The organism is Microtetraspora malaysiensis (assembly GCF_001528665.1).
Classification (GTDB): Bacteria; Actinomycetota; Actinomycetes; order Streptosporangiales; family Streptosporangiaceae; genus Microtetraspora_A; species Microtetraspora_A malaysiensis.
In genome coordinates this window covers 84,764-109,526 of record NZ_BBYJ01000011.1, presented here as the reverse complement: position 1 = coordinate 109,526, position 24,763 = coordinate 84,764, and the positions used below count along the sequence as shown (strand labels likewise).

Genomic DNA, 24,763 nt, shown 5'->3' with positions numbered 1-24,763 from the left:
CCATCCGGCGGGACCGGCTGCGCGTGCCCGAGGGCTATCACTCGGCGGCCGGTCTCGTCAGAGCGGCGACGGCTTCCTCGACGGTGCCGCCGAGCCGGACCACCTCGGCGAGGTAGGCACGGGCGTGCTCCCTGATCAGCTCCTCCCGGGCCGGGCCGGGCTCGGGTTGCGACAGGACACGGGTGCCGCCGCCACGCTTTCCGGTGACGTATCCGCCCTGCTCAAGCTCCTTGTACGCCCGCGCCACCGTGCCGGTCGCCAGGCCGAGATCCGCGGCGAGCTGCCGGACCGGCGGCAGCCGGGCGCCCGCGCCCAGCACCCCGCACCGGATCAGCTGAGCGAGCTGTGCCCGGATCTGCTCGTACGGCGGCGAGGGACTGGTGACGTCGACCTCGATCATGACGTCCTGATCCGGGGGCGGGAGAACAGCTCAGCCAGGTACCAGACGGCCGAGGCGACGGCGATGAGGGCAACCCCCAGCACCGCGAACCCGGCGGGCCCGGCCCAGCCGGCGAGGTCGCTCTGCCGGAAGAGGGCACCGGCGGCGACGACGGCGACGCCGGCCAGCGGCAGGGCCACGCAGAGGCCGTAGGCCGCGGTGACGACCCGAGCGGAGTGGGCGCGCTGCGCGTCGTCCACCGCTCTGGCCGCCGCGTCGAGACCGGGGCGTCCGCGCTGGACGACCCGGTGGACGACCAGAGCGGAGAGCAGGAACGCCGCCGCCAGCACGGCCAGCATCGGCCACGCGTAGAACCAGCCGGGCCACGGACCCACCGCGCTGCGCACCGTGCCGTCGGCGCTGATCATCGCCAACGCCCGCCCGGGCCGGCCGAGATCGTCGTCGGCGGCGGCGACGGAGGTGACAGTCAGCAGCACGACGGCGATCAGCGACAGCACCGCGGCCAGCGGCGCGGAGAATGCGGGCAGGTAGTCACGGGCGCGTCTGATCTCCAGCGAGGCCCCCCGGACCGGACCGTGCGGTCGCGGCACGGTCAGCTCGCCGGCCAGCGTGCCGACCAGGAGCCCCACCCCCAGCACGGGAGCCGCCAGCATCGGCCCCCGGCCGAGGCCGTCCCAGGCGAACACGACCCAGGACGCCGCGACTCCGGCGGCGAGCCCGGCCAGCCGGGGCCACAGGAGCCGCCTCGACGTGGCGCGCAGCACGGCCGCGTCACCGCCGGCCGGGACGCGTACCACCCGGTTCAGCGACAGCAGCACCGCGAGAAGCACGGCGACGAGCACGAGAAGCGCCGTGAGGGGAAGGACGAGCACAGCCGCCATGCCTACTCCTTTGTATCAATCCGTTGACACAAAGACTGCCCCAATCGGCGGCTTGTTGCAACTCGCTGATACAAATCCGCCGCCCGGCGGCTCGCCGCACCCGCCCGGCCCGCGGCGGGCGTATCGGCCGGGATCGACATGGCGCTGACCCTGCTGGCCGAGGCCACCGATCCGGCGACCGCCCAGGCGGTGCAGTTGGCGATCGAGTACGACCCGCGGCCGCCGTGCCCCGGGGCGACCTCGCCGCCGTCCGGTCCCGGTGAGCGTCACTCCGTGCCGAACTGGAGATCCGATCCGGCGAGCTGCTCCTCCTCCGTCTCCTTCAGCCGCAGCGTCCGGTCTACGAGCTTGCCGATCAGGTACGTGACGACGAAGGTGTAGAACATCACCGCGAGGATCGCCAGGACCTGCCTGCCGAGCAGCGCTCCCCCACCGCCGTAGAACAGCCCGGCGCGACCGAGGAAGCCGGTCGAGAAGAAGCCGAGCGCGAGCAGGCCGACGATGCCGCCGACGCCGTGTACCCCGACCACGTCCAGCGTGTCGTCGTACCCGAGCACGAACTTCCACTGCACCGCGAACGAACAGAGCAGCGCGGCGAAGATCCCGATCGCGAAGGCGCCCTCAACGTTCACGTACGCGCATGAGGGCGTGATGGCGACCAGCCCGGCGACGGCACCGGTGCCCGAGCCGAGCTTGCTGAGCCGCCGCTTCCTGAACCACTCGACGGCCATCCAGGTGAGCATCCCCGAGCAGCCTGCGATGAACGTGTTCGCGAAGGCGTTGACCGCGACCTTGCCGTCCGCCAGCGCGGATCCGCCGTTGAAGCCGAACCAGCCGAACCACAGCAGGGCCAAACCGATCATGACCATCGGGATGTTGCTCGGTTCCGGCGGTTCCCTGCGGCGGTAGCGGATGCCCGGCCCCAGGGCGATCGCCAGCGCGAGCCCGGCCATGCCCGAGTTGAGCTCGACCACCAGCCCACCGGCGAAGTCGAGCGTCCCCATCTTGTTGATCCAGCCCGTACGGTCGAACACCCAGTGCGCGACCGGCGAGTAGACGAAGGTCGACCACAGCAGGGAGAAGACCATCCACGGCCCGACCCGGGTGCGTCCGGCGACCGAGCCGCTGATCAGCGCCACCGTGATGATCGCGAAGGTGAGCTGGAAGAGCGCGTAGGCGTACTTCGGGACCCTGCCGGTGAGATCTGACGGCAGGATGTTCGCGAAGCGGAAGTCGCCCCAGCCGATCAGCCCGAGCCCGCCCGCGTCCTTGCCGAACGCGAGGCCGTACCCGTAGCCGAACCAGATGATCGTCACGATGCTGATCGAGACGAAGCTCATGAAGACCATGCTGAAGACGTTCTTCGCGCGGACCATGCCGCCGTAGAAGAACGCCAGGCCGGGGGTCATCAGGAGCACCATCGCGGTGCTCACCAGCACCCAGGCGGAGTCGCCTGTGTTGAGTCCGACCGGCATCACGGAACCTCGCTTAGCGGAGCAGGATCACCTTCTGTTCCTTCCTCCCGCGCGGATCGGCGAGGCACGAGCAAAGCAAAGCCTTCCTCCGCAACTGGTCCCTTCATGGTCCCGGGCGCGTCCGGCCACTGCTGCGAGGAAATACAGCCTGCGAGAAAGCACGCACTCGCCACGGCATGTCCTCGTTCCCGGGGGGCCACTCTTTGACACCCGCGACCCCAACTCGGCTCGTCGAGGCCATGCGACGCCCGCCGTTGAGCGCGCTGCTTCCCGTGATCAGGGGCGTCGGACAGGTCGACTTCATGGCGAGTTACTGGGCCGGCATCCTTTTCATCGTCGCCCTGTTCGTCGGCGGCTGGCAGTACGGGATGTTCGGCCTGCTCGGTTCGGGGGTGGCCACGCTCACCGCGTACGTGTTCGGCGCCGCGTCCGACCGGGTCAGGCTCGGCCTCGAAGGCTTTCCCGGCACGCTCATCGGCGTGGCCTTCGTCCTGTACTTCGGGACGAGCTGGGTGACCATGCTGCTGACCATCGGCGGGTGCATCGGCGGGAGCGTGCTCACGTCGGCGATGAACAGCGTACTGACGCCGTACAGCCTGCCGACACTCACCGCGCCGTTCTGCGTGATCACCACGGTCATGCTGCTCGCCGCCTCCTCCTTCCGGCATGTGGCGCAGGGCAGGATCGGCCCGCCGCCGCCGTCGGCGACGCGCGGTGCCATCCCACTGTCCTGGAACGAGGTCTGGCAGGGCATGTTCCGGGGGATCGGTCAGGTCTTTTTCCAGGACAAGTGGTACGTCGGCCTCATCTTCCTGGTCGGGCTGCTGATGGCGAGCCGTGTCGCCGCGGCCGCCGCGGTCCTGTCCAGCCTGTTCGGCATGTTCGTCGCCTGGGCTCTGGGCGCACCTGCCGCCGACGTCGCCGCCGGCCTGTACGGCTACAACGCCGTCCTGACGGCGATGGCGCTCTGCGGCGTCTTCGTCGTCCTGTCACCGCTCGGCGTCCTGTTCGCGGTGATCGGCGCGGCCTCGGCCACGGCGCTGACCGCGGCCATCACCGACTTCTTCCTGCCGTTCGGCGGCCACACGCTCACCTGGCCGTTCGTCCTCGTCACCTGGGTGTTCCTCGCCGCCATCCCTGTGCTGTCCCGGCTCCGCCGGACATGACGAGGGCGGAAGAGGAAGCACGCGAGAAAGGGAAACCCATGAACCTCGCACCGCGCGAGCTGGACAAACTGCTGATCTACATCGTGGCCGACCTGGCCGCCAAGCGCAGGGCACGCGGGCTGAAGCTGAATTACAGCGAGGCGGTCGCGATGGTCAGCGCGGCCATCTTGGAGGCCGCGCGCGACGGCAGGAGCGTCGCCGACTGCATGGAGCTGGGCAAGCAGGTCCTCGGCTCCGCGGACGTGATGGACGGGGTGCGGGAGATGCTCCCGCTCATGCAGATCGAGGCGACCTTCCCTGACGGATCCAAGCTGGTCTCCTGCCACGACCCCATCGGCGGCTGAGCGTGACGGCGGTCCGGACGGAAACGGCGGGGTCGGCCGCGGTGACGATGAGGCGCGAGGTCGTACTCGTCGGAGGGCACGAGAGCGGGTACGGCGGCGCCCTGCGCGGGCTCTGCCGGGAGATGGTGACCGGCGTCGGGTCGGGGCTGCACGCGTTGACTCGCGGGCCGGCCGTCGTCGTCCCCATGACCCTGGGGCGGGACGCCGGGGTCGTCGCCGACATCGCACGGGTGCTCCGCTGGAACAGCCGGGAGCGCGAGCCGGGTGAGCTACTGCTCGCGCCCCCGCTCGCCACGGTGGACCACCTGGTCGGGTGGATCCGGGCCGCGGCCAGGCGGGTCGCCGTACCGGAGCCCGAGGCGGGGGCGGTCCTGATCGTCGCGCCGGCGGCAACGGCGGACGAGGACGCCGAGCTGTTCCGGGTGGCCCGGCTCGCCCGGGAGCACAGCGGATGCCACCGGGTCGAGGTCGCGCTGATCGGCGGGGACCCGAACGTGGCCGAGGGCGTGACCCGATGTCGCCTGCTCGGCGCCCGGCAGGTGGTCGTCGTCCCTGCATCGTTCGTCGAGCCCGCCACACCCCCGGGCACGATCGCTTCGGGTCCGCTGCTCTCCCCCGCCGCCCTGGAGGAACTGATCGGGCAACGGGTCACGGCCGCCGAGCACCGGTGGGATGAACACCACGATGACGGCCTCGTCGTCGCGCCGTCCGCGCGGCACGACCACCACCACTGAGAGGCACAACTGGGAGGCGAGCCATGGCACCCACGAAACGAGCCGACACGCACGAGCGTCTGCCGCACGGCGAGAGATACCTGTACGCCGACGAGCCCATCGAGATCAACGTGGGCCGCCGGAAGACGACCCTGACCGTGCGGAACACCGGGGATCGGGCGATCCAGGTCTGCTCGCACTATCACTTCTTCGAGGCCAACCGGGCGCTCGCCTTCGACCGGGATGCAGCCTTCGGCATGCACCTGGACCTCCCGGCAGGCACCGCGGTCCGCCTCGAACCGGGCGACACGCACGAGGTTCCGCTCGTCGAGTACGGCGGCGGCATGCGCCTGATGGGCTTCAGCGGCCTGGTCAACGGCGGGATCCATTCGGAGCGGACCCACGCCCTCGCCCTGATGAAGCTGCGGGCCTTCGGCTTCATCGATACCGGCGAGGGCATGACACCGGTCGCGGTGGCGCCGGCCGAGAGACCGGGAATTCCGGCCAAGGCCGCCAAACCCGCGAAACCCGCGAAACCCGCGAAGGCCGCGAAAGCCGCCGAGGCGCCGGGGAAACCGAAGAGGGCGACCAAGCCCCGGACCGCCAAGAAGGGAGAGTCCTGATGACCACCATGAGCCGCCGGCAGTACGCCGACATGTTCGGGCCCACGGTCGGCGACCGGTTCCGGCTCGCGGACACCAACCTCGTCGTGGAGGTGGAGAAGGACCACAACGTCGGCTTCTACGGCGACGAGGCCGTGTACGGCGGCGGCAAGACCGTCAGGGACGGCATGGCTTCGGCCCCGGCCGCGACCAACTCCGCCGTCGCCCTCGACATGGTGATCACCAACGTGGTGGTCATCGACCCGATCCTCGGCGTGGTCAAGGGGGACATCGGCATCAAGAACGGCCTGATCGCCGGGATCGGCAAGTCGGGAAACCCACATACCCAGAACGGCGTCGACCCGCGGCTCGTCATCGGCCCGGGTACCGAGGTGCTCTCCGGCGAGCACATGATCGCCACGCCGGGAGCGATGGACTCCCACGTCCACCTGCTCTCCCCGCAACAGGTCCAGGCCGCGCTCAGCAACGGATTCACCACGCTGATCGGCGGCGGCGTCGGTCCCTCCGACGGGAGCCGGGGGACCACCTGCACGCCGGGACCGTGGGCCATCGGCGCCATGCTCAAGTCGTTCGAGGCACTGCCGATCAACATCGGCTTGATGGGCAAGGGGAACAGCAGTCTCCCCGGGCCGCTCACCGAGCAGATCCTCGCCGGGGCGTGTGCGCTGAAGGTCCACGAGGACTGGGGCACGACACCGGCCGTCATCGACACCTCCCTGCGTGTCGCCGACGAGTACGACATCCAGGTCGCGATCCACACCGACAGCCTCAACGAGAGCGGCTACGTCGAGGACACGATCAGCGCCTTCAACGGCCGCGCCATCCACACGTTCCACAGCGAGGGGGCGGGCGGCGGGCACGCACCCGACCTGCTCCGCGTCACGGGCGAGCCGAACGTGCTGCCCTCGTCGACCAACCCGACGCTGCCCTACACGGTGAACTCCGTCGACGAACTGCTCGACATGGTGATGGTCTGCCACCACCTCAGCCACGACGTGCCGGAGGACGTGGCCTTCGCCGATAGTCGCGTACGCGCCGAGACGATCGCCGCCGAGACCGTGCTGCACGACCTGGGCGTGATCAGCATGGTCTCGTCCGACTCCCAGGCGATGGGCCGGATCGGCGAAACCTTCACCCGGGCGTTCCAGGTCGCCCACCTCTGCAAGGAACGGCGCGGCAAGCTGCCGGAGGACTCCGAGCGCAATGACAACTTCAGGGTGTTGCGCTACATCGCGAAGCTCACCATCAACCCGGCCCGCACCACGGGCGTGGCGGAGACGATCGGTTCCCTGGAGGAGGGCAAGCTCGCCGACATCGTGATCTGGCCGATGACGTCCTTCGCCGCCAAGCCGTACATCGTGATCAAGGGCGGGATGATCGTCTGGTCCCAGATGGGCGACCCGAACGCCTCGCTTCCCACTCCGCAGCCGGTCTACTTCCGGCCCACGTTCGCGGCCTTCGGCCGGGCCCTGCCCGCGACGAACGTCACCTTCATGTCGCAGGCGGCCATCGCGGCGGGCGTCCCGGAGAAGCTGGGCCTGGAGCGCATGATCCGCCCCGTCCGGAACACCCGTACGATCACCAAGCAGCACATGATCCGCAACAACGCTCTGCCGGAGATCCGGGTGGACCCGGAGACGTACAAGGTCACGGTGGACGGCGAGCACGCCACGATCGAACCGGCCCGCACGCTACCGCTCACCCAGCTGTTCTTTCTGGCGTGAGTGTGCGTACGAATCCGGGACCGCTGCTGGCCCAGCTCCAGCTGACCGACTCGGCGTTTCCGAGCGGCCGGTACACGCTGTCGTACGGCCTGGAGGAGCTCGTCCAGGAAGGACCGGTGGACGTCACCGCCTTCCTGGTGGACCTGCTACGCCATTCGGCCGGGCCCGGCGACGGCAGGGCGCTGGTCCTCGCGCACCGAGCCGTCACCTCCGGCGACTGGGACGCGTTGATCGCGGCCGACCGACGACTGCACGCGGTCAAACTCAACAGTGAGATCCGCGCGGCCGCCGTCAGGACCGGGCGCCAGGTGCTCGAAACGGCTCGCGTGGTCTTCGGCGGGCAGGCGCCTGAACAGCTGTCAGATCTGATCCGCGCCAAGGCCACGCCGGGCAACCACGCGGTCGTGGTGGGCGCGCTGCACGCCGCCTCCGGAGTGAGCACCGAGAACGCCGTCATCGGCGACCTCTTCTCCTTCGCGTCCGGCGTGGCGAGCGCCGCCGTACGGCTCGCCAGGATCGACTTCCGCCAGGCCCAGTCGATCCTGTACGACGTGCGGGACGAGATCGGGCACGCGGCTCGGGTGGCCCTCGCGGCGCGCTACCCGTACGACATCCACAGTTCCAGCCCGGCCGCCGACGCCGCGTCCGCCGCGCACGAGCGGGCCCCGGCCCGCCTCTTCACCACATGACCGACACGAAGAAGGAGGAATCCATGCAGAACGTGTTCAAGGTAGGCATCGGCGGGCCGGTCGGCTCCGGCAAGACCGCCCTGATCGAGGCGCTGGTGCCGATCCTCATCGAGCGGGGCCACCGGCCCGGAGTCATCACCAACGACATCTACACCCAGGAGGACGCCCAGCACGTCCGCCGGGTGCTCGCCGGGGTCCTCGCACCCGAGCGGGTCGTCGGCGTGGAGACCGGCGCCTGCCCACACACGGCCGTACGCGACGACCCGACGATGAACCTCGCCGCGGGCGCCGAACTGCTCGACCGCTTCCCTGACATCAACGTGCTCCTGTACGAGAGCGGCGGCGACAACCTCACACTGACGTTCAGCCCGGCGCTCACCGATGTCTTCGTGTTCGTGCTGGACACGGCCGAGGGCGACAAGATGCCGCGCAAGCGCGGCCCCGGCATCACCGACTCAGACCTGCTCATCATCAACAAGATCGACATCGCGAGGTATGTACGGGCGGACCTGGCGGTCATGGAGGGGGCGGCGCACGACGTTCGCGGCGAGCGGCCGGTCATCCTCACCGACTGCCTGACCGGGACCGGTGTTCCCGAGGTCGCCGACTTCGTCGAGGAGCGCATGGCGGTGACATGTCCATCGGCACGGTAGCGGACCCGGAGCGCCCGATCCCGATGGAGCCCGCGCCTGCCCGTCCCGTCGATCGGCTGACCCCCGAGTGGTACACGCTCCCCCGCGTCCCGGAGGCCGTGACGCGGTACGCGCGAGTCCCCGACACCCTTCCAGTGGGAAGCCCCGGCAAGGTGGGCGTCCTGGACCTGGCGTTCACCCGGTCCGTACGGCGTACCGAGCTGTCCGGGCACTTCCAGAAGCCGCCGCTGCAGATCATGCGGCCGCACTATTACGACCCGCTGCGGCCGGACATGGCCTACGTCATGCTGCTGTCGTCCGGCGGAGGTGTCCTGCAGGCCGACCGCTACCGGACGGACGTCGTGTGCGGGCCGGGGACGGCCGTCCACCTGACCACCCAGGCGGCCACCAAGATCTACCGGATGGAGCAGGACTATGCCACACACCTCCTCCGCCTCACCGCCGGTGCAGACAGCTACCTGGAGTACCTCCCCGATGCGACCATCCCTTACGCGGACTCCCGCTACTACCAGCGGATCGAGGTCGCGGCGAATCCGTCCGCCACGGTAGTGATCGGCGAGACGCTGCTCACCGGCCGTCTGGCGCATGGCGAGCGGCACGCGTACGCGGCCTTCTGCGCCGACCTGGAGGTGGCCGGTCCAGAGGGGGAGCCGATCTTCGCCGACACCCTACGGCTGGTGCCCGGCGACGCCGGGGTGACCGGACCCGCCGTGTTCGGCGACTTCGGGGTGATGGCCTCCCTGTTCGTCGTGACCGGCGCGGTCCCTGCGTCCGAGGTGGCCGACACCCTGCACCACGCACTCGCCCCGCTGATCACGCCGGGCGGCGCCGGCCTGCGCGGCGGCGCCAGCGTGCTGCCCGGGGAGCGCGGCGCGTGGATCCGTCTCCTAGGGCAGGAGTCACCCGAGGTCGGCCGCGCGCTGCGCGCCGCCTGGGACGCCGCTCGCCGGCTCGTCATCGGCGTGCCCGCGCCCGAGTCGCGCAAGCGATGAGCGTCGCACTTCCGCCGCCTGGACGTCCGGCGGCCACATGCGTGCCCGACAATGGCCTAAACCGCCTACGACCGTGAGGAGAGCCGTGAACCTCAAAGACAATCTCGACGTCGCCATGAGCGCCAGGGAAATGGCGGACAGCGCGCCGGCCGGGTCGCTGCGCCAGGCCGCGGCCGCGTCCGTCGCGATCAGCTGCGCCACCGCCCGCGACATCGACCAGGCACGCGTCGCGCTCGACGGCATCACGCCCGACGAGGTACGGCAGGCCGCCATCGAGATCTTCGACCGCCTCGCCACCGTCCCCGACGCGGGGCCGGGCGGGGAGCCGGACGCGTCCGCCCCATGACGCACCGGCGCCGGGGGGCGCCGGATACACCGTGACCCGTTGCTCCGCCGTCAGCGACGCACCGCGTCCAGCAGGGACGTGAGGATCTCCTCGGCGTGGGTCCACAGCAGCGAGCCGCCCGCCTCGGGCAGTAGGTGCCTGCGCGAGGCGGGGATCCGGCGCGCCAGCTCGGCCCCGTGGTCCGGGGAGTGGACGCTGCTCGCGTCGTGCCCGCCGTACCAGAGGTCCACGGGAACGGCGATCAGCCGCGCGCCGAGCCGGCCGAGCGCGTCGGCGCCGAACCCGAGGCCGCGCCCCATCGCCGCGCCGGAGAAGAACAACACCGGGGTGCCCTCCGGCGGCCCCCACCGCGCCCATCCCAGCGTGCGGCCGTCAGGCAGTTCCGTCTCGCCGAGCAGATCCGGGGCGCTCACTCCGTGAATCATGACCGGCCATTCCAGTGCCGTGACCGGCAAGGTTCGCCCGGACGGAGCGGTGATCCAGGGTGGTGCATCGCAAGGCGGAGGAGGAGGCCGTAGCGGAGCCTACGGCCGACAATCCCGGGCCCCGCGGAAAGTCCGAGCCTGCGAGGACTTTTCGTGGGTGGGGCGTCAACGCAGCGAGGTGCCGCCCTGGGCGACGCGACGGGGCAAAAATTGGCGGGAGGGGCACTAGGCACGCGCCCCAGCCCGGCCAACGGGTTTCCCTCCGCGGGCCGGGCCGTTCACGGGCGGCGCCAGAATGCGCCGGAAGGCCTCAGAACACGCGGCGCAGGATCCGGGCGGCGGTGCGGGTGAGCAGTTCGACGTCTTTCTCGTCGTAGCTCGCCTCACCCGTGCCGAGGATGATCCGCGACACCACCCGGGGATAGGCGAGGGCGAGCCCCTCGGCGACCACCAACCCGCGCGGCCCATGGGGTGTGAACAGCTTGCCGCCGTGCACCGCGAGGATCGGCTGGACGGTCACCTCGATGCCGGACTCGCGGCTCAGGCGCTCGGCCATGGCGGCCGCCGCGTCGGTCAGCCCCTTGGCGAAGGCGCTGCCGTACTTCTCGTCGAAGAACAGCCGGTCGCCGTAGCGGGCGATGTAGATGTCGGGGCCCCATGCCTCGTTGTCCACGATCCACACCCCGCCGGGGCCGATCACGAGGTGGTCGATCGAGGGCTCCCCCGGTACGGCACGGCCGTCCAGCACGTTGTATCCGCGTCGCCGCAGGGCGCGGCGGAGCAGCTTGCCGGTGCGGATCTCGCCGCGCCGTTTGCCCCGCCACACGGCGGTGGACTCGTGGTCCCACCAGACAAAGAGCAGGTCGCCTCCGGCCGCGACCGCGGCGCCGAGGGGGACCGTCAACACCGGCATGAGCCCGAACCGGACCGACAACAGGAGCCCGGCCACGGCGCCGATGCCCGCGATCCAGCGTCGTCGTTTGATCCGGGAGGGCCGGGCCTCATGCCAGAACTGCTCGTACCACCACTGTGGGGAACTCCCCTGGAACTTCTCATCTTGCTCGACATAGATGGATTGGCCGGGCACAGGGCACCCCCGAGCGAGGAAGTGGGAGAAATGCGCTTGATCACGCAGTACCCGATAGATCGCCCAGCCTCGACGGAGGTAAGTGAATTAACCCGGCAAAGATACACACACCATGCCAACATCGGGCACACTACTCAAAGCGACCTCACCAGCACCCTCAGGCACGACGGCATCGGGCCCCGCGACAGCGTCACGACATCGCCGGGGTCCCACGCGGATCGTCCGGCGTCCGCCCCGTCAGAGGTAGGGCCGCTGGTCGCGCTTGCGCTCCTCGTACCGCTCCCGCGCCGCCCGCGTCTCGGGGGCGCGCGACACCTCCGCGACCGGGACGTCCCACCAGGCCTGGGCCGGCGGCCCCTCCCCCGGGACCGGCTCGACGTACACGACCGTGGTGGTCCTGGCCGCGAGCGCCTTGGCGAGCGCGGCGCGCAGGCCGCCGGTGTCCCTGGCGGTCAGCACGTCGGCGCCGAGGCTGGCCGCGTTGGCGGCCAGATCGACGGGGAGCGGGCCGCCGTCCAGCTCGCCGGAGCTACCGCGCAGCCGGTACGCGGTGCCGAGCCGCCGCGCGCCCACCGACTCCGACAGGCCGCCGATGGAGGCGAACCCGTGGTTGTCGACCAGGACGACGACGAGCTTGACGCCCTCCTGCACGGCGGTGGCGATCTCCTGGGCCATCATCAGGTAGGACCCGTCGCCGACCAGCACGACCACCTCACGCTCGGGCCTGGCCAGCTTCACGCCCAGCCCGCCCGCGATCTCGTAGCCCATGCAGGAGTAGCCGTACTCGACGTGGTACTGGTCGGGGTCGCCCGGCCGCCACAGCCGATGCAGGTCGCCGGGCATCGACCCGGCGGCGTTCACGACCACGCCGCCGTCCGGCAGGTCGTTGAGCGCGTCGTTGACGACGCCGAGGAGCACCGGCTGGGTCAGCTCGCCGCCCGAGGTGGCGCGGCCGATCTCCTCCCGCCATTCTCCGGCGAGGCGGGCCGCGCGCGCGGACCACTCGGGGTCGGCCCGCCAGGCCGGTGCGCCGACCGTCCTGCCGACCGCCGCGTCGAGGGCGAACAGCGCCTCCTTCACGTCGGCGACGAGCGTCTCGCCCGCGTTCTTGGCCGCGTCGAACGCGGCGACGTTGATGTTGAGGAACCGCGCGCCGCCGAAGAGCGTGCGCGAGGCGGTGGTGAAGTCGGTGTACCGCGTCCCGATGCCGATCACCAGGTCGGCCTCGCGGGCCAGCGCGTTCGCCGCCGCGGTGCCGGTGTGGCCGACGGCGCCCGCCGCGAGCGGGTGGTCGTACGGCAACGCGCCCTTGCCGGCCTGCGTCTCGGCGACCGGGATGCCGTGCTTCTCGGCGAATCGCCGCAGCTCCTCGCACGCCTCGCTGTACTTCACCCCGCCGCCCGCGACGATCAGCGGCCGCCGCGCGGACTCGATCGCGCGTACGGCGCGCGCCAGCGCGGCGGGCTCGGGCACCGGCCGCGCGACGTGCCACACGCGGTCGCGGAACAGCTCCTCCGGCCAGTCGTACGCCTCGGCCTGCACGTCCTGGGGCAGGGCGAGCGTGACCGCGCCGGTCTCGGCCGGGTCGGTGAGCACCCGCATCGCGGCGAGCAGCGCCGACGGCAGCTGCTCGGGACGGTTGATCCGGTCGAAGAAGCGGGAGACCGGACGCAGCGTGTCGTTGACGGTCACGTCGGAGAAGCGTGGGTCCTCCAGTTGCTGGAGCACCGGCGCGGAGACCCGGGTGGCGAAGACGTCGCCGGGCAGCAGCAGCACCGGGATCCGGTTGATCGTGGCCAGCGCCGCGCCGGTGACCATGTTGGTCGCGCCGGGGCCGATCGAGCTGGTGCAGGCGAAGGTGGACAGCCGGTTCGCCGCCCGCGCGTAGCCGACGGCGGTGTGGACCATCGCCTGCTCGTTGCGCGCCGGACAGTACGGCAGGGCCGACCGGGCGCCGGCGCCCTGCTCGGCCAGCGCCTGGCCGACTCCCGCGACGTTGCCGTGGCCGAAGATGCCGAGGCAGCCCTCGATGAGCCGCCGCTCCACGCCGTCCCGCTCGCTCCACTGCCGGGACAGGAAGCGGACCAGCGCCTGGGCCGTGGTGAGTCTCACGATGACGTTCCTCCCGATATTTCCAGCAGGCCGACCGCGTCGGCCACCAGGTCCGGCCGCCACGCGCGCTCGTCGGGCCGCCGGCGGTGGTCCTCCTCACGCATCTGACGCGTCCCTCCTCGAAGAGTCGCCTGACAGGACGGCCTCGACCTCGCCGGCCGTGGGCATCGCGGGCGCGCAGGCCAGCCGTCCCGCGACGATCGCGCCCGCCGCGTTCGCGAACCGCAGGATCCGCTCCAGCGGCCAGCCGGCGAGCAGGCCGTGGCAGAGCGCCCCGCCGAAGGCGTCGCCGGCGCCGAGCCCGTTGACGACGTCCACCGGGACCGGCGGCACCTCCACGGCCTCTCCCCTGCTCATGCCCAGTACGCCGGCCGAGCCGCGCTTGACGATCGCCAGTTCGGCCCCGGCGTCCAGCAGCGCCCGCGCCGCCTCGTACGGCTCCCGCGTACCGGTGGCCACCTCGACCTCGTCGACGTTGCCGACCGCGACGGTGACGTGCGGGAGGGCGCGGCGCACCTGCTCGGCGGCGGCCTCCCCGCTCGGCCAGAACATCGGCCGGTAGTCGAGGTCGAGCACCGTGTGCGGGCGCCGCCCCCGGGCGCGCCAGGCCGCGAAGTGCGCGCTCCGGGACGGCTCCTGGGACAGGCCGGTCACGGTCCCCCAGAACAGGGGCACCCGCGCGATGGCGTTCAGGTCGAGTTCGGACGGGAGGATCTCCAGGTCCGGCGCCTTGGGGAAGCGGTAGAAGTAGAGCGGGAAGTCCTCCGGCGGCCGGATCTCGCAGAACGTCACGGGCGTGGGCAGGCCGGGCACCGGGAGGACGTACCGGTCGTCCACGCCGTACTCACGCAGCGCGTCGTGGACGAACAGGCCGAACGGGTCGGCCCCAGTGCGGGTGATCACGGCGCTCGACCGGCCCAGCCGGGCGGCGGCCACCGCCACGTTGACCGGGCTGCCGCCGAGGTACTTGCCGAAGGTCTCCACCTCCCGCAGCGACACCCCGATCTGCAGCGGGTAGACGTCCACACCGACCCGGCCGATGGTGAGCACGTCCGTCACTCCGCGCTCCTCGGGGACGTGACGAACGCTCCGGCGCGGCCCAGGCCCGGCGAACCCACACACATGTCGACTCCTTGCCCACGGACCTCCAGTTGTAAATGACCAACGATGCCGCGTCAAACGTTTGTCCGGACATCCTGACGAACTATCAACCCTGTCGCGCCGCCGGCGCACCCCTCCCGGCAAACCCCTCCGCGGGTAACGGGGGCCGCCGCCACCGGCCAAATAACCGCAGGTCAGCTGGGGTGCACTAGGTGCGCGACGCACTTACCAAGACAGCCGGAGGTTGATAGACGTTGAGGCACACGGCGTCGGCGCACACCGCGTTGATGCGCAGCGCGTGACGCCCCGCTGTGGCCAAGAGGGGGGTAGGCCATGAGCGCACCAGCGGTTACCGCGGCGCTGGACGAGGTGCACATCCTGTGGACCTCAGAGGGGATGAGCTGCGACGGAGACACGGTGTCGGTGACCGCCGCGTCGCTGCCCAGCATCGAGGACGTCGTCCTCGGCCTCGTCCCCGGCCTGCCGAAGGTACACCTGCACAACAAGGTGCTGGCCCCGCAGGTGGGCGACGAGTTCATGGCGGCCTTCCACCGCGCCGCGCGGGACGAGCTCGGCGCGTTCATCTTCGTCGTCGAGGGCTCGATCCCCAACGAGAAGATCAATGGCGAGGGTTACTGGACGTCCATGGGCAACGACCCGGTCACCGGCGACCCCATCACGGTCAACGAGTGGATCGACCGGCTCGCGCCGAAGGCGTGGGCGGTCGTCGCGGCGGGCACCTGCGCCACGTACGGCGGCATCCACGCGATGGCGGGCAACCCGACCGGCTGTATGGGGCTCACCGACTACCTCGGGGCCGACTTCCGCTCGGCGGGCGGGCTGCCCATCGTGAACGTTCCCGGCTGCCCGGTGCAGCCGGACAACTTCATGGAGACCCTGACCTGGCTGCTCTACCAGGCCGCCGGCCTGGCGCCGATGATCCCGCTCGACGAGCGGCTCCGGCCGACGTGGCTGTTCGGCAAGACGGTCCACGAGGGCTGCGACCGGGCCGGCTACTACGAGCAGGGCGACTTCGCCAAGGACTACAACTCGCCCAAGTGCCAGGTGCGCATCGGGTGCTGGGGCCCGGTGGTCAACTGCAACGTCACCAAGCGCGGCTGGATGGACGGCATCGGCGGCTGCCCCAACGTGGGCGGCATCTGCATCGGCTGCACCATGCCCGGGTTCCCCGACAAGTTCATGCCGTTCATGGACGAGCCGCCCGGCGGCAAGGTCTCCTCGGCGATGTCCAGCGTGTACGGGGGGATGATCCGCAGACTGCGCGGGATCACGAACACGGCCGTCAACGAGGAGCCCCGCTGGCGGCACAACCGGCCCAAGCTCACCAGCGGATACGCACCGCGCTGGCCGCAACGGTAGAAGAGGGGAACGACACGGTGGCAATCCGATCGCAGAAGGCGGCCGAGGAGCAGCGGACGCTGGTGGAGATGTCCTGGGACCCGATCACCAGGATCATCGGGAACCTCGGCATCTACACCAAGATCGACTTCAGCAACAAGGAAGTCGTGGAGTGCAAGAGCACGTCGTCCCTGTTCCGGGGCTACAGCGTGTTCATGCGCGGCAAGGATCCGCGGGACTCACACTTCATCACCAGCCGGATCTGCGGCATCTGCGGCGACAACCACGCCACCTGCTCGGTCTACGCCCAGAACATGGCGTACGGCATCAAGACGCCACCCCTCGGCGAGATGATCATCAATCTGGGTGAAGCCGCCGAGTACATGTTCGACCACACGATCTTCCAGGACAACCTGGTGTTCGTCGACTTCTGCGAGCAGATGGTCAAGGAGACGAACCCGGGCCTGCTGCGCCGGGCGGAGACGGCCGAGGCGCCGCACGGCCACATCCACGGCTATCGCACGATCGCCGACATCATGCGCGCCTTCAACCCGTTCACCGGGGCGGTCTACCGCGAGGCGCTGCAGATGAGCCGGCTCACCCGGGAGATGTTCTGCCTGATGGAGGGGCGGCACGTCCACCCGTCCACCATCTATCCCGGAGGCGTGGGGACGGTCGCGACGCCGCAGGTCTTCACCGACTACCTGGTGCGGCTGCTGCGGGCGCTGGACTTCATCAAGAAGGCCGTCCCGATGAACGACGACGTCTTCGACTTCTTCTACGAGGCGCTGCCCGGCTACGAGGAGGTGGGGCGGCGGCGGATCATGCTCGGCTGCTGGGGCGCGTTCCAGAACCCCGGCGTGGTCGACTACGACTACCGCACGATGAACGACTGGGGCCGCGCGATGTTCGTGACCCCGGGCATCGTTCTGGACGGGCAGCTCCTGACGACCAACCTGGTCGACATCAACCTCGGCATCCGCATCCTGCTGGGCAGCTCCTACTACGACGACTGGGAGAACGAGGAGACGTTCGTCACCCGCGACCCGCTCGGCAACCCGGTGGACCAGCGGCACCCGTGGAACCAGACGACCCTGCCCCGGCCGCAGAAGCGCGACCTGGAGAACGGCAACTACTCCTGGGTCATGAGCCCCCGCTGGTACGACTCGCGCACCGGCGACCACCTCGCGCTGGACACAGGTGGCGGCCCCATCGCCCGCCTCTGGACCACGGCGCTCGCCGGCCTGGTGGACACCGGAACGGTCAAGGCGACCGGCCACAGCGTCATCATCAACCTGCCCAAGAGCGGACAGCTCCCCGAGATGCAGTTCGAGTGGAAGATCCCGAAGTGGTCCAACACCATCGAACGGGACCGCGCCCGCGTCTACTTCATCGCGTACGCGGCGGCGATGGCGGTCCACTTCGTGGAGCAGGCCCTCGGCGAGGTCAGGGCGGGGCGCACCAAGGTCTTCACCGACTTCGACGTCCCGGAGGAGGGGCTCGGCTGCGGCTTCCACGAGGCCGTCCGGGGTGTCCTTTCGCACCACATGGTGATCCGCGACGGCAAGATCGCCAACTACCACCCGTACCCGCCGACGCCGTGGAACGCCAGCCCGCGGGACATCTACGGGACGCCCGGTCCGTACGAGGACGCGGTGCAGGGGATGCACATCTTCGAGGAGAACGGCCCGGAGAACTTCAAGGGCATCGACATCATGCGCACGGTGCGCAGCTTCGACCCCTGCCTGCCGTGCGGCGTGCACATGTACCTCGGCGAGGGCAGGGTGCTCAGGCAGGTCCACTCCCCCACTCTTGGCACGAGTGTGTCGGGCTGAGGTGGGACTGATGGCAGCGCACATCCCGCTGACGGACGAGGAGGCCGCCGACCGCGCGCACCGCGTGGAGGAGCTGCTCCAGCGGGTCGAGTCGATGACCGACCCGCAGGCCCGCGCCACCGTAACGGAGCTCCTCCAGCCGCTGCTGGAGCTGTACGGCGAGGGCCTGGCGCGGATCATGGCGGCGGCCGTGACCGCGGGCGGCGCTTCGCTGGGGAGCGCCCTGGCGGCGGACGAGCTGGTCGGGCACCTGCTCCTGCTGCACGGCCTGCACCCGTCGGACACCGAGACCCGCGTACGGAAGGCGGTGGAGCGGGCCGCCCCTCGCCTGGGCGGGGCGAGCGCCGAGCTGGTCGCGGTCGAGGCGGACGGCGGCCCGGCGGACGACGAAACGGGCGCGGCCCCCGACGGTCCGGTGGCCCGGGTCCGGCTGCGCCGCCGCGGCGGCTGCCGCTCCACGGTGCCCGCGCTCCGCGCCGCGCTGGAGGAGGCGATCCGCGACGCCGCGCCCGAGATCGTGCGGGTCGAGATCGAGGAGGCGGCCCCTCCGGCGGCCGTGATCCCCGTGGACAGCCTGCTGCGCGGCCGTTCCGGCGCCGGGACGTCGTGAGGCGGCCGCGATGGAACGACGGATCACGACGAACGCCCTGCGCCGGTATCTCACCCGGCGCCAGAACACCACTCCGCAGGACACGCCGCAGGACGCCAGGGGCGCGGACGCCACGGCGGCCGTCGAGCGGTGCGACCTTTGCGGGACACCGGTCACGGACGGGCACCGGCACCTGGTGGACCTGTCCAGCCGCGAGCTGCGCTGCGCGTGCCGCCCCTGCGCGACGCTCTTCGACCGGCCCGGGGCGGGCGGCCGGCAGTACCGGGCCGTCCCCGACCGCCGCTGGCACCTGCGCGGCTTCGCGCTGGACGACACGGCCTGGGACGCCCTGCGCATCCCCGTCCGGATGGCGTTCTTCTCTCACGACTCGGCCGCGCGGCGGGCGGTGCTCCTCTACCCCAGCCCGGGAGGCGCGGTCGAGTCGCCGCTGGCCCGCGCGACCTGGGCCCGGCTGGAGGCGGCCAATCCCGTGCTCGGCGGGCTGACCCCCGACGTGGAGGCGCTGCTGGTCGACCGTACGGGCGACGCGCGCGACCACTGGATCGTGCCGATCGACGACTGCTACGCGCTGGTGGGCCTGATCCGGACGCACTGGAAGGGCCTGGCCGGTGGGCCGGACGTCTGGCGCGAGATCGCCGCCTTCTTCGCCGAGCTGCGCCGCGGGGCAGCGACCATGGACGCCCGCGGCGCACGTGACGGGAACCGACCGGAAGGAGCCCGGCCATGACGAAGTCGAACACCGCGACCAAGGTCAAGCCCAAAGCCGGGAAGGGCAGGGCGCCCGCGGCGATCAGGACGGGGCGCGCCATGGTCAGCCCGGACTTCACCTCGCATCTCCAGGGGGTCAACGAGGGCAACGCGACGGGGCACTACGAGCGCCAGCGGGGCCACCTCCCCGACGGCCGCTCGACCGCGGCGCGATCCACCGGGATCAACCCGAGCGCGCACGACCCCATCGACCCGCGTATGCCGAACCTCTCCCCGGCCTGAGGAGGAGGCGAGCATCCGATGACGACGACGGCCTGCCCGCCCGCGCTGCGGGTGACGGTCGAGGGCGTGGAGGTGGCCGAGTTCGCGGCCGTCCCCACGCTGCGGTTCCACGCGCGACTCGACAGCACGGGCCCCGCCGAGATCCGTTCACTCGATCTGCACGCGCAGATCCGCATCGCGGCGGCGCGCCGCTCCTACGACGACGAGGCGCGGGAACGCCTCGCCGAGCTGTTCGGTCCGTCGCGAGATTGGGGCCGCACGCTGCGCGGCCTCCTGTGGACGCACGCCACGGTGCGGGCCCCCGCCTTCCACGACGGCCGCTGCGCCGCCGAGATCCCGGTGACCTGCACGTACGACTTCGACGTGGTCGCGACCAAATACCTGCACGCCCTGCCGGGCGGGGAGGTCCCGCTGGAGTTCCTCTTCAGCGGGACGATCTTCTACCTGGAGGACGGGCTCCTGCGGGCGGCCCGCGTCCCGTGGGACACCGAGGCCGATTTCACCATGCCGGTACGCGTCTGGAAGGACCTCATGGACCACTACTTCCCCGGCAGCGCCTGGCTGCGCCTGGACCGCTCGGTCTTCGACCGGCTCTACGCCTACCGGGTCCGCAACACGCTCACCGGCTGGGACGACGTGATCTCCGCCCTGCTGGAAGGGCGGTGAGGGGGCCGTGGACGACGTGCGGAGGATCGCCCAGGCCGTGCTGTACGAGGGCTACCTGCTGTGGCCCTACCGCCGGTCGGCGCTGAAGAACCGGCACCGCTGGACCATCGGGGGCATCCACCCCAGGGCGTTCTGCTCCGAGGGCGGCGACGCGTGGTACGCGCAGACGCAGTGCCTGGTGGAGGCGGCGCCCGAGGACGCGGTGGACGTGGAGGTGCGCTTCCTGCACGCCCTCACGTGCGACCCCGCCCGGCCCCGGGACGACGGCCACAACCTGCGCCTGGAGACGGTCCCGGAGCTGACCGCGGGCGACCAGCGGCATGTCGCCCACGAGGAGGCGACCGAACGCGAGGTCCACGTGCTCGGCCTGACCTTCGGCGCGCTCATGGAGCGCCCCCACCGCGAGCCGGTCGACTTCCCCGCCGGGCGCGAGGTCGAGTGGCTGTCCGAGCCGTCCGGGCGGCGGGTCGGCGCGATCGTGCGCGCCTGGCGCAAGGTGCGCGGCGAGGTGGAGATCCGCGCGGAGCAACCGGCCCCCGGGGTCTTCCGGCTCACCGTCCTGGTGGTCAACACGAGCGGATGGGAGGGCGACTCCCGCGAGGAGGCGCTGAAGCGGACGCTCCTGTCCTGCCACACGGTCCTGCGAGCGCACGGCGGGGCGGGCTTCGTCTCGCTCACGGACCCGCCGAACGAGCTGCGGCCGCTCGCCGAGGGATGCCGCAACGTCGGCGTCTGGCCGGTCCTGGTCGGCCCCTCCGGCACGCGCGACACGATGCTCTCCGCGCCGATCATCCTGTACGACAACCCCGAGATCGCGCCGGAGAGCCCGGGCGACCTCTTCGACGCCACCGAGATCGACCAGCTGCTGACCCTGAGCGTGCTGTCGCTGACCGACGAGGAGCGGCGCGAGATCCGCGACGGCGACCCCCGCGCCCGGGAGATCCTCGACCGGTGCGCCGCACTGACGCCGGAGCAGCTCATGCGGCTGCACGGCACCCTGCGCGACATCCGCCCGGTCCGGCCCGTACGGCCGATGGCCGAGGAGGGACCGGGGACATGACCATGGACTTCTGGGCGCGCATGGAGCGGCGGGGGCCCGGCACGGTGGAGGTGGACGGCGTGTCCGTCGGCCCGGGCAGCCGGGTGCGGCTGCGGCCGAGGTCCTCCCGGGCGGACATCTTCGATCTCGCGCTCGCCGGGCGGATCGCGGTCGTGGAGGCGGTCGAGCAGGACGACGAGGGCCGGCCGCACCTCGCGGTCACCCTGGAGGACGACCCGGGCCGCGACCTCGGCGAGGCGCGGCTTCCCGGCCACCGCTTCTTCTACACCGCCGAGGAGGTGGAACCGGTGGTCGAGGAGGAGGCCGCCGCCGGCGACCGGCCGGTCCGCGTCCTCGTCGCCGGGATCGGCAACATCTTCCTCGGCGACGACGGCTTCGGCGTCGAGGTCGTGCGGCGCCTGACGCAGTCCCGGCCGCCCGAGCTGCCCGCCGGGGTGGACATCGTGGACTTCGGGATCCGCGGCATGGACCTCGCGTACGCGTTGCAGCGGGACTACGCGGCCGTGCTGTTCGTGGACGCCGCGCCGCGCGGCGAGCGCCCGGGGACGCTCACCCTCCTGGAGCCCCGCCTCTCGGACGAGGGCGGAACGCCGGTGGAGACGCACGGCATGGACCCGGTGCAGGTGCTGCGCCTCGCCCGCGAACTCGGCCGGATCCCCCCGCGCGTCCTCGTCCTGTGCTGCGAGCCGTCGGCGGTGCTGAGGGGGACGCCCGACGAGGACGTCCTGGTCGAGCTCAGCGCCCCGGTGCGGACGGCGGTGGACGACGCGGCCCGCATGGTCGTGTCGGTGGCGGCCGACCTGGTCGCCGACGCGGCGGGCGGAGCCGATCCTGACGGACGTCCGGGAGAGATCCCGGAGGAGAAAGGGAGTGCGCGCCGATGAAGAAGCTGAAGGTGGCCGCCGTGGTCCTGGCCGGCCTCATGGTTGCGCTCATCGTGGTGCAGTGGCCGGACATCCGCCGCTACCTCAGACTGAAGCGGATGTAGCGGTGCCCGGGCCGCCACCTCAGGGCGCCCCAGCCCGCGCGAGCGTTGTGTGAGCGTGGTTACCGGGTTCCCCGGCTTGTGATTCCATGATCACCCATGAACGCGGTCGCCACGCGTCCTGCTCTACCGGCTCGCCCTGTCGGTTCCCGGCGGGGCGTGGCGATCAAGCGCCGTCGGGGTGGGGGTGGCGGTTCTCGATCAGCGGCGCGAGCCGGCGCATGTAGTAGTCGAGCCGCCTGCGCGTCTCCTCCAGCGTGCCCAGCCAGCTCAGCAGTTCGGTCCGCCCCTTGGCGGTGATCCGGTAGACGCGACGGGCCGGGCCCGTGCCGGAGGGGGCCCAGTCGGAGCACAGGCATCCGTGGCGTTCCAGGGAGCGCAGGGTGCGGTAGACGGTGCTGGTGTCGCCGTCGACGATGCCGAGGGGCCGCAGCCTCCGGACCAGCTCGTACCCGTGGTCGGGGCGCTCGCCGAGCAGCAGGAGCAGGCACGGGCTGAGCAGGTTCTTCGGCTCCCACATGCTCACTCGGCACCACCGTTCCTCGGCCGCCCGGCGTTCCCGGGGCGCCGGTGCGCGGCCGGCCCACCCACGGCGGACCTGGCGGCTCGCCGCTCTGGGAACGCGAGCGGGGACGTCCCGCGAATTCGACGGTCGAAATCCCCGAGTCATGCCGGTGAATACCCGTCCTGCCCCAAAAGCCCACGCCAGGGGAATTATCCGGATTTTCATCTTTTCCCCAGGAGCTGTCGCGATCACGCCGATAAAGAGCCCCACCGCCCGGAGCGCGGCGCCGACGCCTCCGAGAATCCGGACGACGTGCGCGAACGAATCCCGGACGACGGCCGGGAAAATCCGGTTCGTAACCCCCGGCGGCGGAGTTAAACCGGCCTTTACCTGACGCTCAACGGTCACTGAAGAATCGCTAACTAATCTGGCGCAGATGACTCGCCGAGCCAGGGGAGAAACCTGAGCCGGCTGTGACGGGGAGAAATACGATGAATCAGCTTACGGAGACCGCCACACGGGGTGGCGGCTCCTCACCGGCGCCGGATCTGTCCCCCCGCAAGGGGATCCGGGCCTGGGCGGCCTCGCGCCGCTGGTACCTGGCGCTCGCCGCGGTGGCCGTCTGCTACTCGGCGGTCCAGCTCATGGTGACGATCCGGGTCGGGCTGGGCTGGGACGAAAGCATCTACGTCAGCCAGGTCACGCCGGGGATCCCTCCGGCCTGGTTCAGCGCGCCGCGGGCCCGGGGCGTGCCCCTCCTGGTGGCGCCGGTGACCGTGTTCACCTCGTCGGTCATCGCCATCCGCGTCTACCTCAGCCTGCTGTCCGGGCTCGGCCTGTTCCTCGCGTACGCGCCCTGGGTGCGGCTGCGCCCGGGGGCCGCCGTCCCCGCCGCGGCCGCGCTTTTCGCCGGGCTGTGGACGACGCTCTTCTACGGCAGCGAGGCGATGCCGAACATCTGGGTCGCGTTCTGCGCGGTCGGCGGCGTCGCCCTGTTCTGCCAGACCAAGCGCAAGGGGGCGCTGGCGGGGCTGGCGATCGCCTTCGCGATCGCCTCGCTGGTCCGCCCGACGGACGCGTCCTGGCTGGCGCTCCCCCTCGTGGTGTACGGGCTGGTGACCCGGCGGTTCCGCCAGGTCGGGGCCATCGTCGTGGGGCTCGTGGTCGGCTGGGGCGAGTGGCTGGTCGAGGCGGCGCTGAGCTACGGCGGCCCGCTCACGCGGCTGTCCGCGGCGGGCGCGAAGAACGAGGCCGGGCTGCACTTCAGCCTGGGCGAGCACCTGCGGGCGCTGGACGGCCCCGTCCTGTGCCGCTTCGGCCACCCGTGCGGCGACATCCCGCTCGGCCACGTCGCGTGGTTCGCCGCCATCCCGGTGCTGGCGGCGGTCGGCCTGTGGGCGGTGCGCAAGCCGGCGCGGCGGCGGCCGCTGCTCATCGCGACCGCCTCCGGGACCGCTCTCGCGCTGTCGTACATCGTCACCATCGGGTACGCCGCGCCGCGCTTCCTCCTGCCGGCGTACGCGCTGCTCGCCCTGCCCGTGGCGTGCGGCCTCGCCTCGGTGGCCCGGGTCCGGGTCGGCCGGGTGCTGGTCGCCGCCGCGATGCTGGCGTTCTTCGTGCTCCAGGGCAGCACGCTGCTCCAGCGCGTCGACATCGAGGGCGCCGCCCGGCAGCCCGACAGCCTGGCCGCCGAGGCGCTGAAGGGCCTCGGCATCTCGCGTCCGTGCTTCCTGTACGGCCACGCCGCGATCCAGGTCGGCTACCTCTCCGGCTGCGGCATGGTCGGAATCACCACGAACTACGGCGGGTACAACCTTCCCTCGCCGATCGACCACGCGCTCGTCCGCGGGGACTGGGTCGGCGTGCTCAGCAACAAGAAAGACACCCCGGCCGGGTTCCTGGCGTCCTGGCGGCGGGTCCCGCTGATCACGACGGCGACCGAGCAGTGGTACCTCTACCGGCCGCCGAGCGCCCTCGCGCCCAAGTCGCCGCGACACCGGTGAGCGCGGCGCGGCGGCCGGG

At 71.3% G+C, this 24,763-nt stretch carries 27 protein-coding genes; 19 read left to right on the top strand and 8 right to left on the bottom strand.

The genetic code is table 11. The features are described 5' to 3' along the window. Positions 1–37 precede the first annotated feature (37 nt). The 3 genes from AWQ71_RS15580 to AWQ71_RS15570 all read right to left on the bottom strand — a co-directional run bounded on the left by AWQ71_RS15580 (position 38) and on the right by AWQ71_RS15570 (position 2,756). Positions 38–400, bottom strand: coding sequence for a GntR family transcriptional regulator (locus AWQ71_RS15580; RefSeq protein WP_067133437.1), 363 nt, complete (start codon positions 398–400; stop codon positions 38–40). Then, complete coding sequence (locus AWQ71_RS15575; RefSeq protein WP_067133434.1) at positions 397–1,281, bottom strand: hypothetical protein; 885 nt, start codon at positions 1,279–1,281, stop codon at positions 397–399. Before AWQ71_RS15575 ends, AWQ71_RS15580 begins: the two co-directional genes overlap by 4 nt. 266 nt (positions 1,282–1,547) lie before the next feature. Continuing rightward, positions 1,548–2,756 (bottom strand): ammonium transporter, encoded by a 1,209-nt coding sequence (locus tag AWQ71_RS15570; protein ID WP_067133841.1) that lies wholly within the window; start codon positions 2,754–2,756, stop codon positions 1,548–1,550. Between the two features lie 239 nt (positions 2,757–2,995). Here AWQ71_RS15570 and AWQ71_RS15565 point away from each other — a divergent pair, with 239 nt between their 5' ends. From AWQ71_RS15565 to AWQ71_RS15525, 9 genes are all read left to right on the top strand, one after another. Continuing rightward, the gene (locus tag AWQ71_RS15565; RefSeq protein WP_169806572.1) at positions 2,996–3,922 is read left to right on the top strand and encodes an urea transporter; all 927 of its coding nucleotides are present in this window, start codon (positions 2,996–2,998) and stop codon (positions 3,920–3,922) included. A gap of 38 nt (positions 3,923–3,960) precedes the next feature. Beyond that, complete coding sequence (locus AWQ71_RS15560) at positions 3,961–4,266, top strand: urease subunit gamma (RefSeq protein WP_067133430.1); 306 nt, start codon at positions 3,961–3,963, stop codon at positions 4,264–4,266. Positions 4,267–4,307: 41 nt separating this feature from the next. Further along, on the top strand, positions 4,308–5,000 hold the full coding sequence (locus AWQ71_RS15555) for a sirohydrochlorin chelatase (RefSeq protein WP_157570368.1): 693 nt from the start codon (positions 4,308–4,310) through the stop codon (positions 4,998–5,000). A 23-nt stretch (positions 5,001–5,023) separates the two neighbouring features. After that, positions 5,024–5,602, top strand: coding sequence for an urease subunit beta (locus tag AWQ71_RS44885; protein WP_084258917.1), 579 nt, complete (start codon positions 5,024–5,026; stop codon positions 5,600–5,602). Continuing rightward, positions 5,602–7,326, top strand: a complete 1,725-nt coding sequence (ureC, locus tag AWQ71_RS15545) for an urease subunit alpha (RefSeq protein WP_067133425.1) — start codon at positions 5,602–5,604, stop codon at positions 7,324–7,326. Before AWQ71_RS44885 ends, ureC begins: the two co-directional genes overlap by 1 nt. Continuing rightward, positions 7,323–8,015, top strand: a complete 693-nt coding sequence (locus tag AWQ71_RS15540) for an urease accessory protein UreF (protein WP_067133422.1) — start codon at positions 7,323–7,325, stop codon at positions 8,013–8,015. Before ureC ends, AWQ71_RS15540 begins: the two co-directional genes overlap by 4 nt. Next, the gene (gene ureG, locus AWQ71_RS15535; RefSeq protein WP_245658304.1) at positions 8,012–8,668 is read left to right on the top strand and encodes an urease accessory protein UreG; all 657 of its coding nucleotides are present in this window, start codon (positions 8,012–8,014) and stop codon (positions 8,666–8,668) included. Before AWQ71_RS15540 ends, ureG begins: the two co-directional genes overlap by 4 nt. Next, complete coding sequence (locus AWQ71_RS15530) at positions 8,650–9,660, top strand: urease accessory protein UreD (RefSeq protein ID WP_245658303.1); 1,011 nt, start codon at positions 8,650–8,652, stop codon at positions 9,658–9,660. The genes ureG and AWQ71_RS15530 overlap by 19 nt, the downstream gene beginning before the upstream one ends. Before the next feature lie 85 nt (positions 9,661–9,745). Continuing rightward, entirely contained in the window at positions 9,746–10,006 is a 261-nt protein-coding gene (locus AWQ71_RS15525) for a hypothetical protein (RefSeq protein ID WP_067133419.1), read from the top strand. Between the two features lie 50 nt (positions 10,007–10,056). Here AWQ71_RS15525 and AWQ71_RS15520 read toward each other — a convergent pair whose 3' ends face one another. The 4 genes from AWQ71_RS15520 to iolC all read right to left on the bottom strand — a co-directional run bounded on the left by AWQ71_RS15520 (position 10,057) and on the right by iolC (position 14,689). Continuing rightward, positions 10,057–10,419, bottom strand: a complete 363-nt coding sequence (locus AWQ71_RS15520) for an alpha/beta fold hydrolase (RefSeq protein ID WP_067133417.1) — start codon at positions 10,417–10,419, stop codon at positions 10,057–10,059. Between the two features lie 322 nt (positions 10,420–10,741). After that, positions 10,742–11,518, bottom strand: coding sequence for a nuclease-related domain-containing protein (locus AWQ71_RS15515; protein ID WP_067133415.1), 777 nt, complete (start codon positions 11,516–11,518; stop codon positions 10,742–10,744). 237 nt (positions 11,519–11,755) lie between these two features. After that, on the bottom strand, positions 11,756–13,630 hold the full coding sequence (gene iolD / locus AWQ71_RS15510; protein WP_067133412.1) for a 3D-(3,5/4)-trihydroxycyclohexane-1,2-dione acylhydrolase (decyclizing): 1,875 nt from the start codon (positions 13,628–13,630) through the stop codon (positions 11,756–11,758). Positions 13,631–13,726: 96 nt separating this feature from the next. Continuing rightward, positions 13,727–14,689, bottom strand: a complete 963-nt coding sequence (iolC, locus tag AWQ71_RS15505; RefSeq protein WP_067133409.1) for a 5-dehydro-2-deoxygluconokinase — start codon at positions 14,687–14,689, stop codon at positions 13,727–13,729. Positions 14,690–15,064: 375 nt separating this feature from the next. Between iolC and AWQ71_RS15500 the strand changes: the two genes are divergently transcribed. The 9 genes from AWQ71_RS15500 to AWQ71_RS44880 are packed head-to-tail and all read left to right on the top strand — an operon-like array spanning position 15,065 to position 22,239. Next, positions 15,065–16,111 (top strand): NADH-quinone oxidoreductase subunit B family protein, encoded by a 1,047-nt coding sequence (locus AWQ71_RS15500; RefSeq protein WP_067133406.1) that lies wholly within the window; start codon positions 15,065–15,067, stop codon positions 16,109–16,111. Between the two features lie 17 nt (positions 16,112–16,128). Further along, the gene (locus tag AWQ71_RS15495; RefSeq protein ID WP_245658302.1) at positions 16,129–17,925 is read left to right on the top strand and encodes a nickel-dependent hydrogenase large subunit; all 1,797 of its coding nucleotides are present in this window, start codon (positions 16,129–16,131) and stop codon (positions 17,923–17,925) included. Between the two features lie 10 nt (positions 17,926–17,935). Beyond that, on the top strand, positions 17,936–18,535 hold the full coding sequence (locus AWQ71_RS15490; protein ID WP_067133829.1) for a NifU-related iron-sulfur-binding protein: 600 nt from the start codon (positions 17,936–17,938) through the stop codon (positions 18,533–18,535). A gap of 10 nt (positions 18,536–18,545) precedes the next feature. After that, the gene (locus tag AWQ71_RS15485; protein WP_174550710.1) at positions 18,546–19,262 is read left to right on the top strand and encodes a DUF5947 family protein; all 717 of its coding nucleotides are present in this window, start codon (positions 18,546–18,548) and stop codon (positions 19,260–19,262) included. Beyond that, entirely contained in the window at positions 19,259–19,525 is a 267-nt protein-coding gene (locus AWQ71_RS15480) for a hypothetical protein (protein WP_067133403.1), read from the top strand. The genes AWQ71_RS15485 and AWQ71_RS15480 overlap by 4 nt, the downstream gene beginning before the upstream one ends. Before the next feature lie 18 nt (positions 19,526–19,543). Beyond that, a complete protein-coding gene (locus tag AWQ71_RS15475; RefSeq protein ID WP_067133400.1) occupies positions 19,544–20,191 on the top strand; it encodes a DUF6084 family protein in 648 nt (215 codons plus the stop codon). 7 nt (positions 20,192–20,198) lie between these two features. Continuing rightward, positions 20,199–21,251 (top strand): hypothetical protein, encoded by a 1,053-nt coding sequence (locus AWQ71_RS15470; protein WP_067133398.1) that lies wholly within the window; start codon positions 20,199–20,201, stop codon positions 21,249–21,251. Beyond that, positions 21,248–22,135: a hydrogenase maturation protease gene (locus tag AWQ71_RS15465; RefSeq protein ID WP_245658301.1), complete on the top strand. Its 888-nt coding sequence runs from the start codon at positions 21,248–21,250 to the stop codon at positions 22,133–22,135. Before AWQ71_RS15470 ends, AWQ71_RS15465 begins: the two co-directional genes overlap by 4 nt. Further along, positions 22,132–22,239 (top strand): DUF6893 family small protein, encoded by a 108-nt coding sequence (locus AWQ71_RS44880; RefSeq protein WP_387414193.1) that lies wholly within the window; start codon positions 22,132–22,134, stop codon positions 22,237–22,239. The genes AWQ71_RS15465 and AWQ71_RS44880 overlap by 4 nt, the downstream gene beginning before the upstream one ends. Positions 22,240–22,402: 163 nt before the next feature. Here AWQ71_RS44880 and AWQ71_RS42650 read toward each other — a convergent pair whose 3' ends face one another. Next, positions 22,403–22,756: a PadR family transcriptional regulator gene (locus tag AWQ71_RS42650; RefSeq protein WP_245658313.1), complete on the bottom strand. Its 354-nt coding sequence runs from the start codon at positions 22,754–22,756 to the stop codon at positions 22,403–22,405. A gap of 476 nt (positions 22,757–23,232) precedes the next feature. On the opposite strand from AWQ71_RS42650, the gene AWQ71_RS15455 reads away from it, so the two are divergent. Continuing rightward, complete coding sequence (locus tag AWQ71_RS15455; RefSeq protein ID WP_067133389.1) at positions 23,233–24,744, top strand: hypothetical protein; 1,512 nt, start codon at positions 23,233–23,235, stop codon at positions 24,742–24,744. Positions 24,745–24,763: the final 19 nt, after the last annotated feature.

Bases quoted from the DNA above. Each gene is read 5' to 3' on its own strand.
- AWQ71_RS15455 (WP_067133389.1), top strand. From the start codon at position 23,233: ATGAATCAGCTTACGGAGACCGCCACACGGGGTGGCGGCTCCTCACCG.
- AWQ71_RS42650 (WP_245658313.1), bottom strand. From the start codon at position 22,756: ATGTGGGAGCCGAAGAACCTGCTCAGCCCGTGCCTGCTCCTGCTGCTC.
- AWQ71_RS15465 (WP_245658301.1), top strand. From the start codon at position 21,248: ATGACCATGGACTTCTGGGCGCGCATGGAGCGGCGGGGGCCCGGCACG.
- AWQ71_RS15500 (WP_067133406.1), top strand. From the start codon at position 15,065: ATGAGCGCACCAGCGGTTACCGCGGCGCTGGACGAGGTGCACATCCTG.
- AWQ71_RS15475 (WP_067133400.1), top strand. From the start codon at position 19,544: ATGACGACGACGGCCTGCCCGCCCGCGCTGCGGGTGACGGTCGAGGGC.
- AWQ71_RS15480 (WP_067133403.1), top strand. From the start codon at position 19,259: ATGACGAAGTCGAACACCGCGACCAAGGTCAAGCCCAAAGCCGGGAAG.
- AWQ71_RS44880 (WP_387414193.1), top strand. From the start codon at position 22,132: ATGAAGAAGCTGAAGGTGGCCGCCGTGGTCCTGGCCGGCCTCATGGTT.
- AWQ71_RS15485 (WP_174550710.1), top strand. From the start codon at position 18,546: ATGGAACGACGGATCACGACGAACGCCCTGCGCCGGTATCTCACCCGG.
- AWQ71_RS15580 (WP_067133437.1), bottom strand. From the start codon at position 400: ATGATCGAGGTCGACGTCACCAGTCCCTCGCCGCCGTACGAGCAGATC.
- AWQ71_RS15560 (WP_067133430.1), top strand. From the start codon at position 3,961: ATGAACCTCGCACCGCGCGAGCTGGACAAACTGCTGATCTACATCGTG.
- AWQ71_RS15530 (WP_245658303.1), top strand. From the start codon at position 8,650: ATGTCCATCGGCACGGTAGCGGACCCGGAGCGCCCGATCCCGATGGAG.
- AWQ71_RS15575 (WP_067133434.1), bottom strand. From the start codon at position 1,281: ATGGCGGCTGTGCTCGTCCTTCCCCTCACGGCGCTTCTCGTGCTCGTC.
- AWQ71_RS15570 (WP_067133841.1), bottom strand. From the start codon at position 2,756: ATGCCGGTCGGACTCAACACAGGCGACTCCGCCTGGGTGCTGGTGAGC.
- ureC (WP_067133425.1), top strand. From the start codon at position 5,602: ATGACCACCATGAGCCGCCGGCAGTACGCCGACATGTTCGGGCCCACG.
- ureG (WP_245658304.1), top strand. From the start codon at position 8,012: ATGACCGACACGAAGAAGGAGGAATCCATGCAGAACGTGTTCAAGGTA.
- AWQ71_RS15490 (WP_067133829.1), top strand. From the start codon at position 17,936: ATGGCAGCGCACATCCCGCTGACGGACGAGGAGGCCGCCGACCGCGCG.
- AWQ71_RS15565 (WP_169806572.1), top strand. From the start codon at position 2,996: ATGCGACGCCCGCCGTTGAGCGCGCTGCTTCCCGTGATCAGGGGCGTC.
- AWQ71_RS44885 (WP_084258917.1), top strand. From the start codon at position 5,024: ATGGCACCCACGAAACGAGCCGACACGCACGAGCGTCTGCCGCACGGC.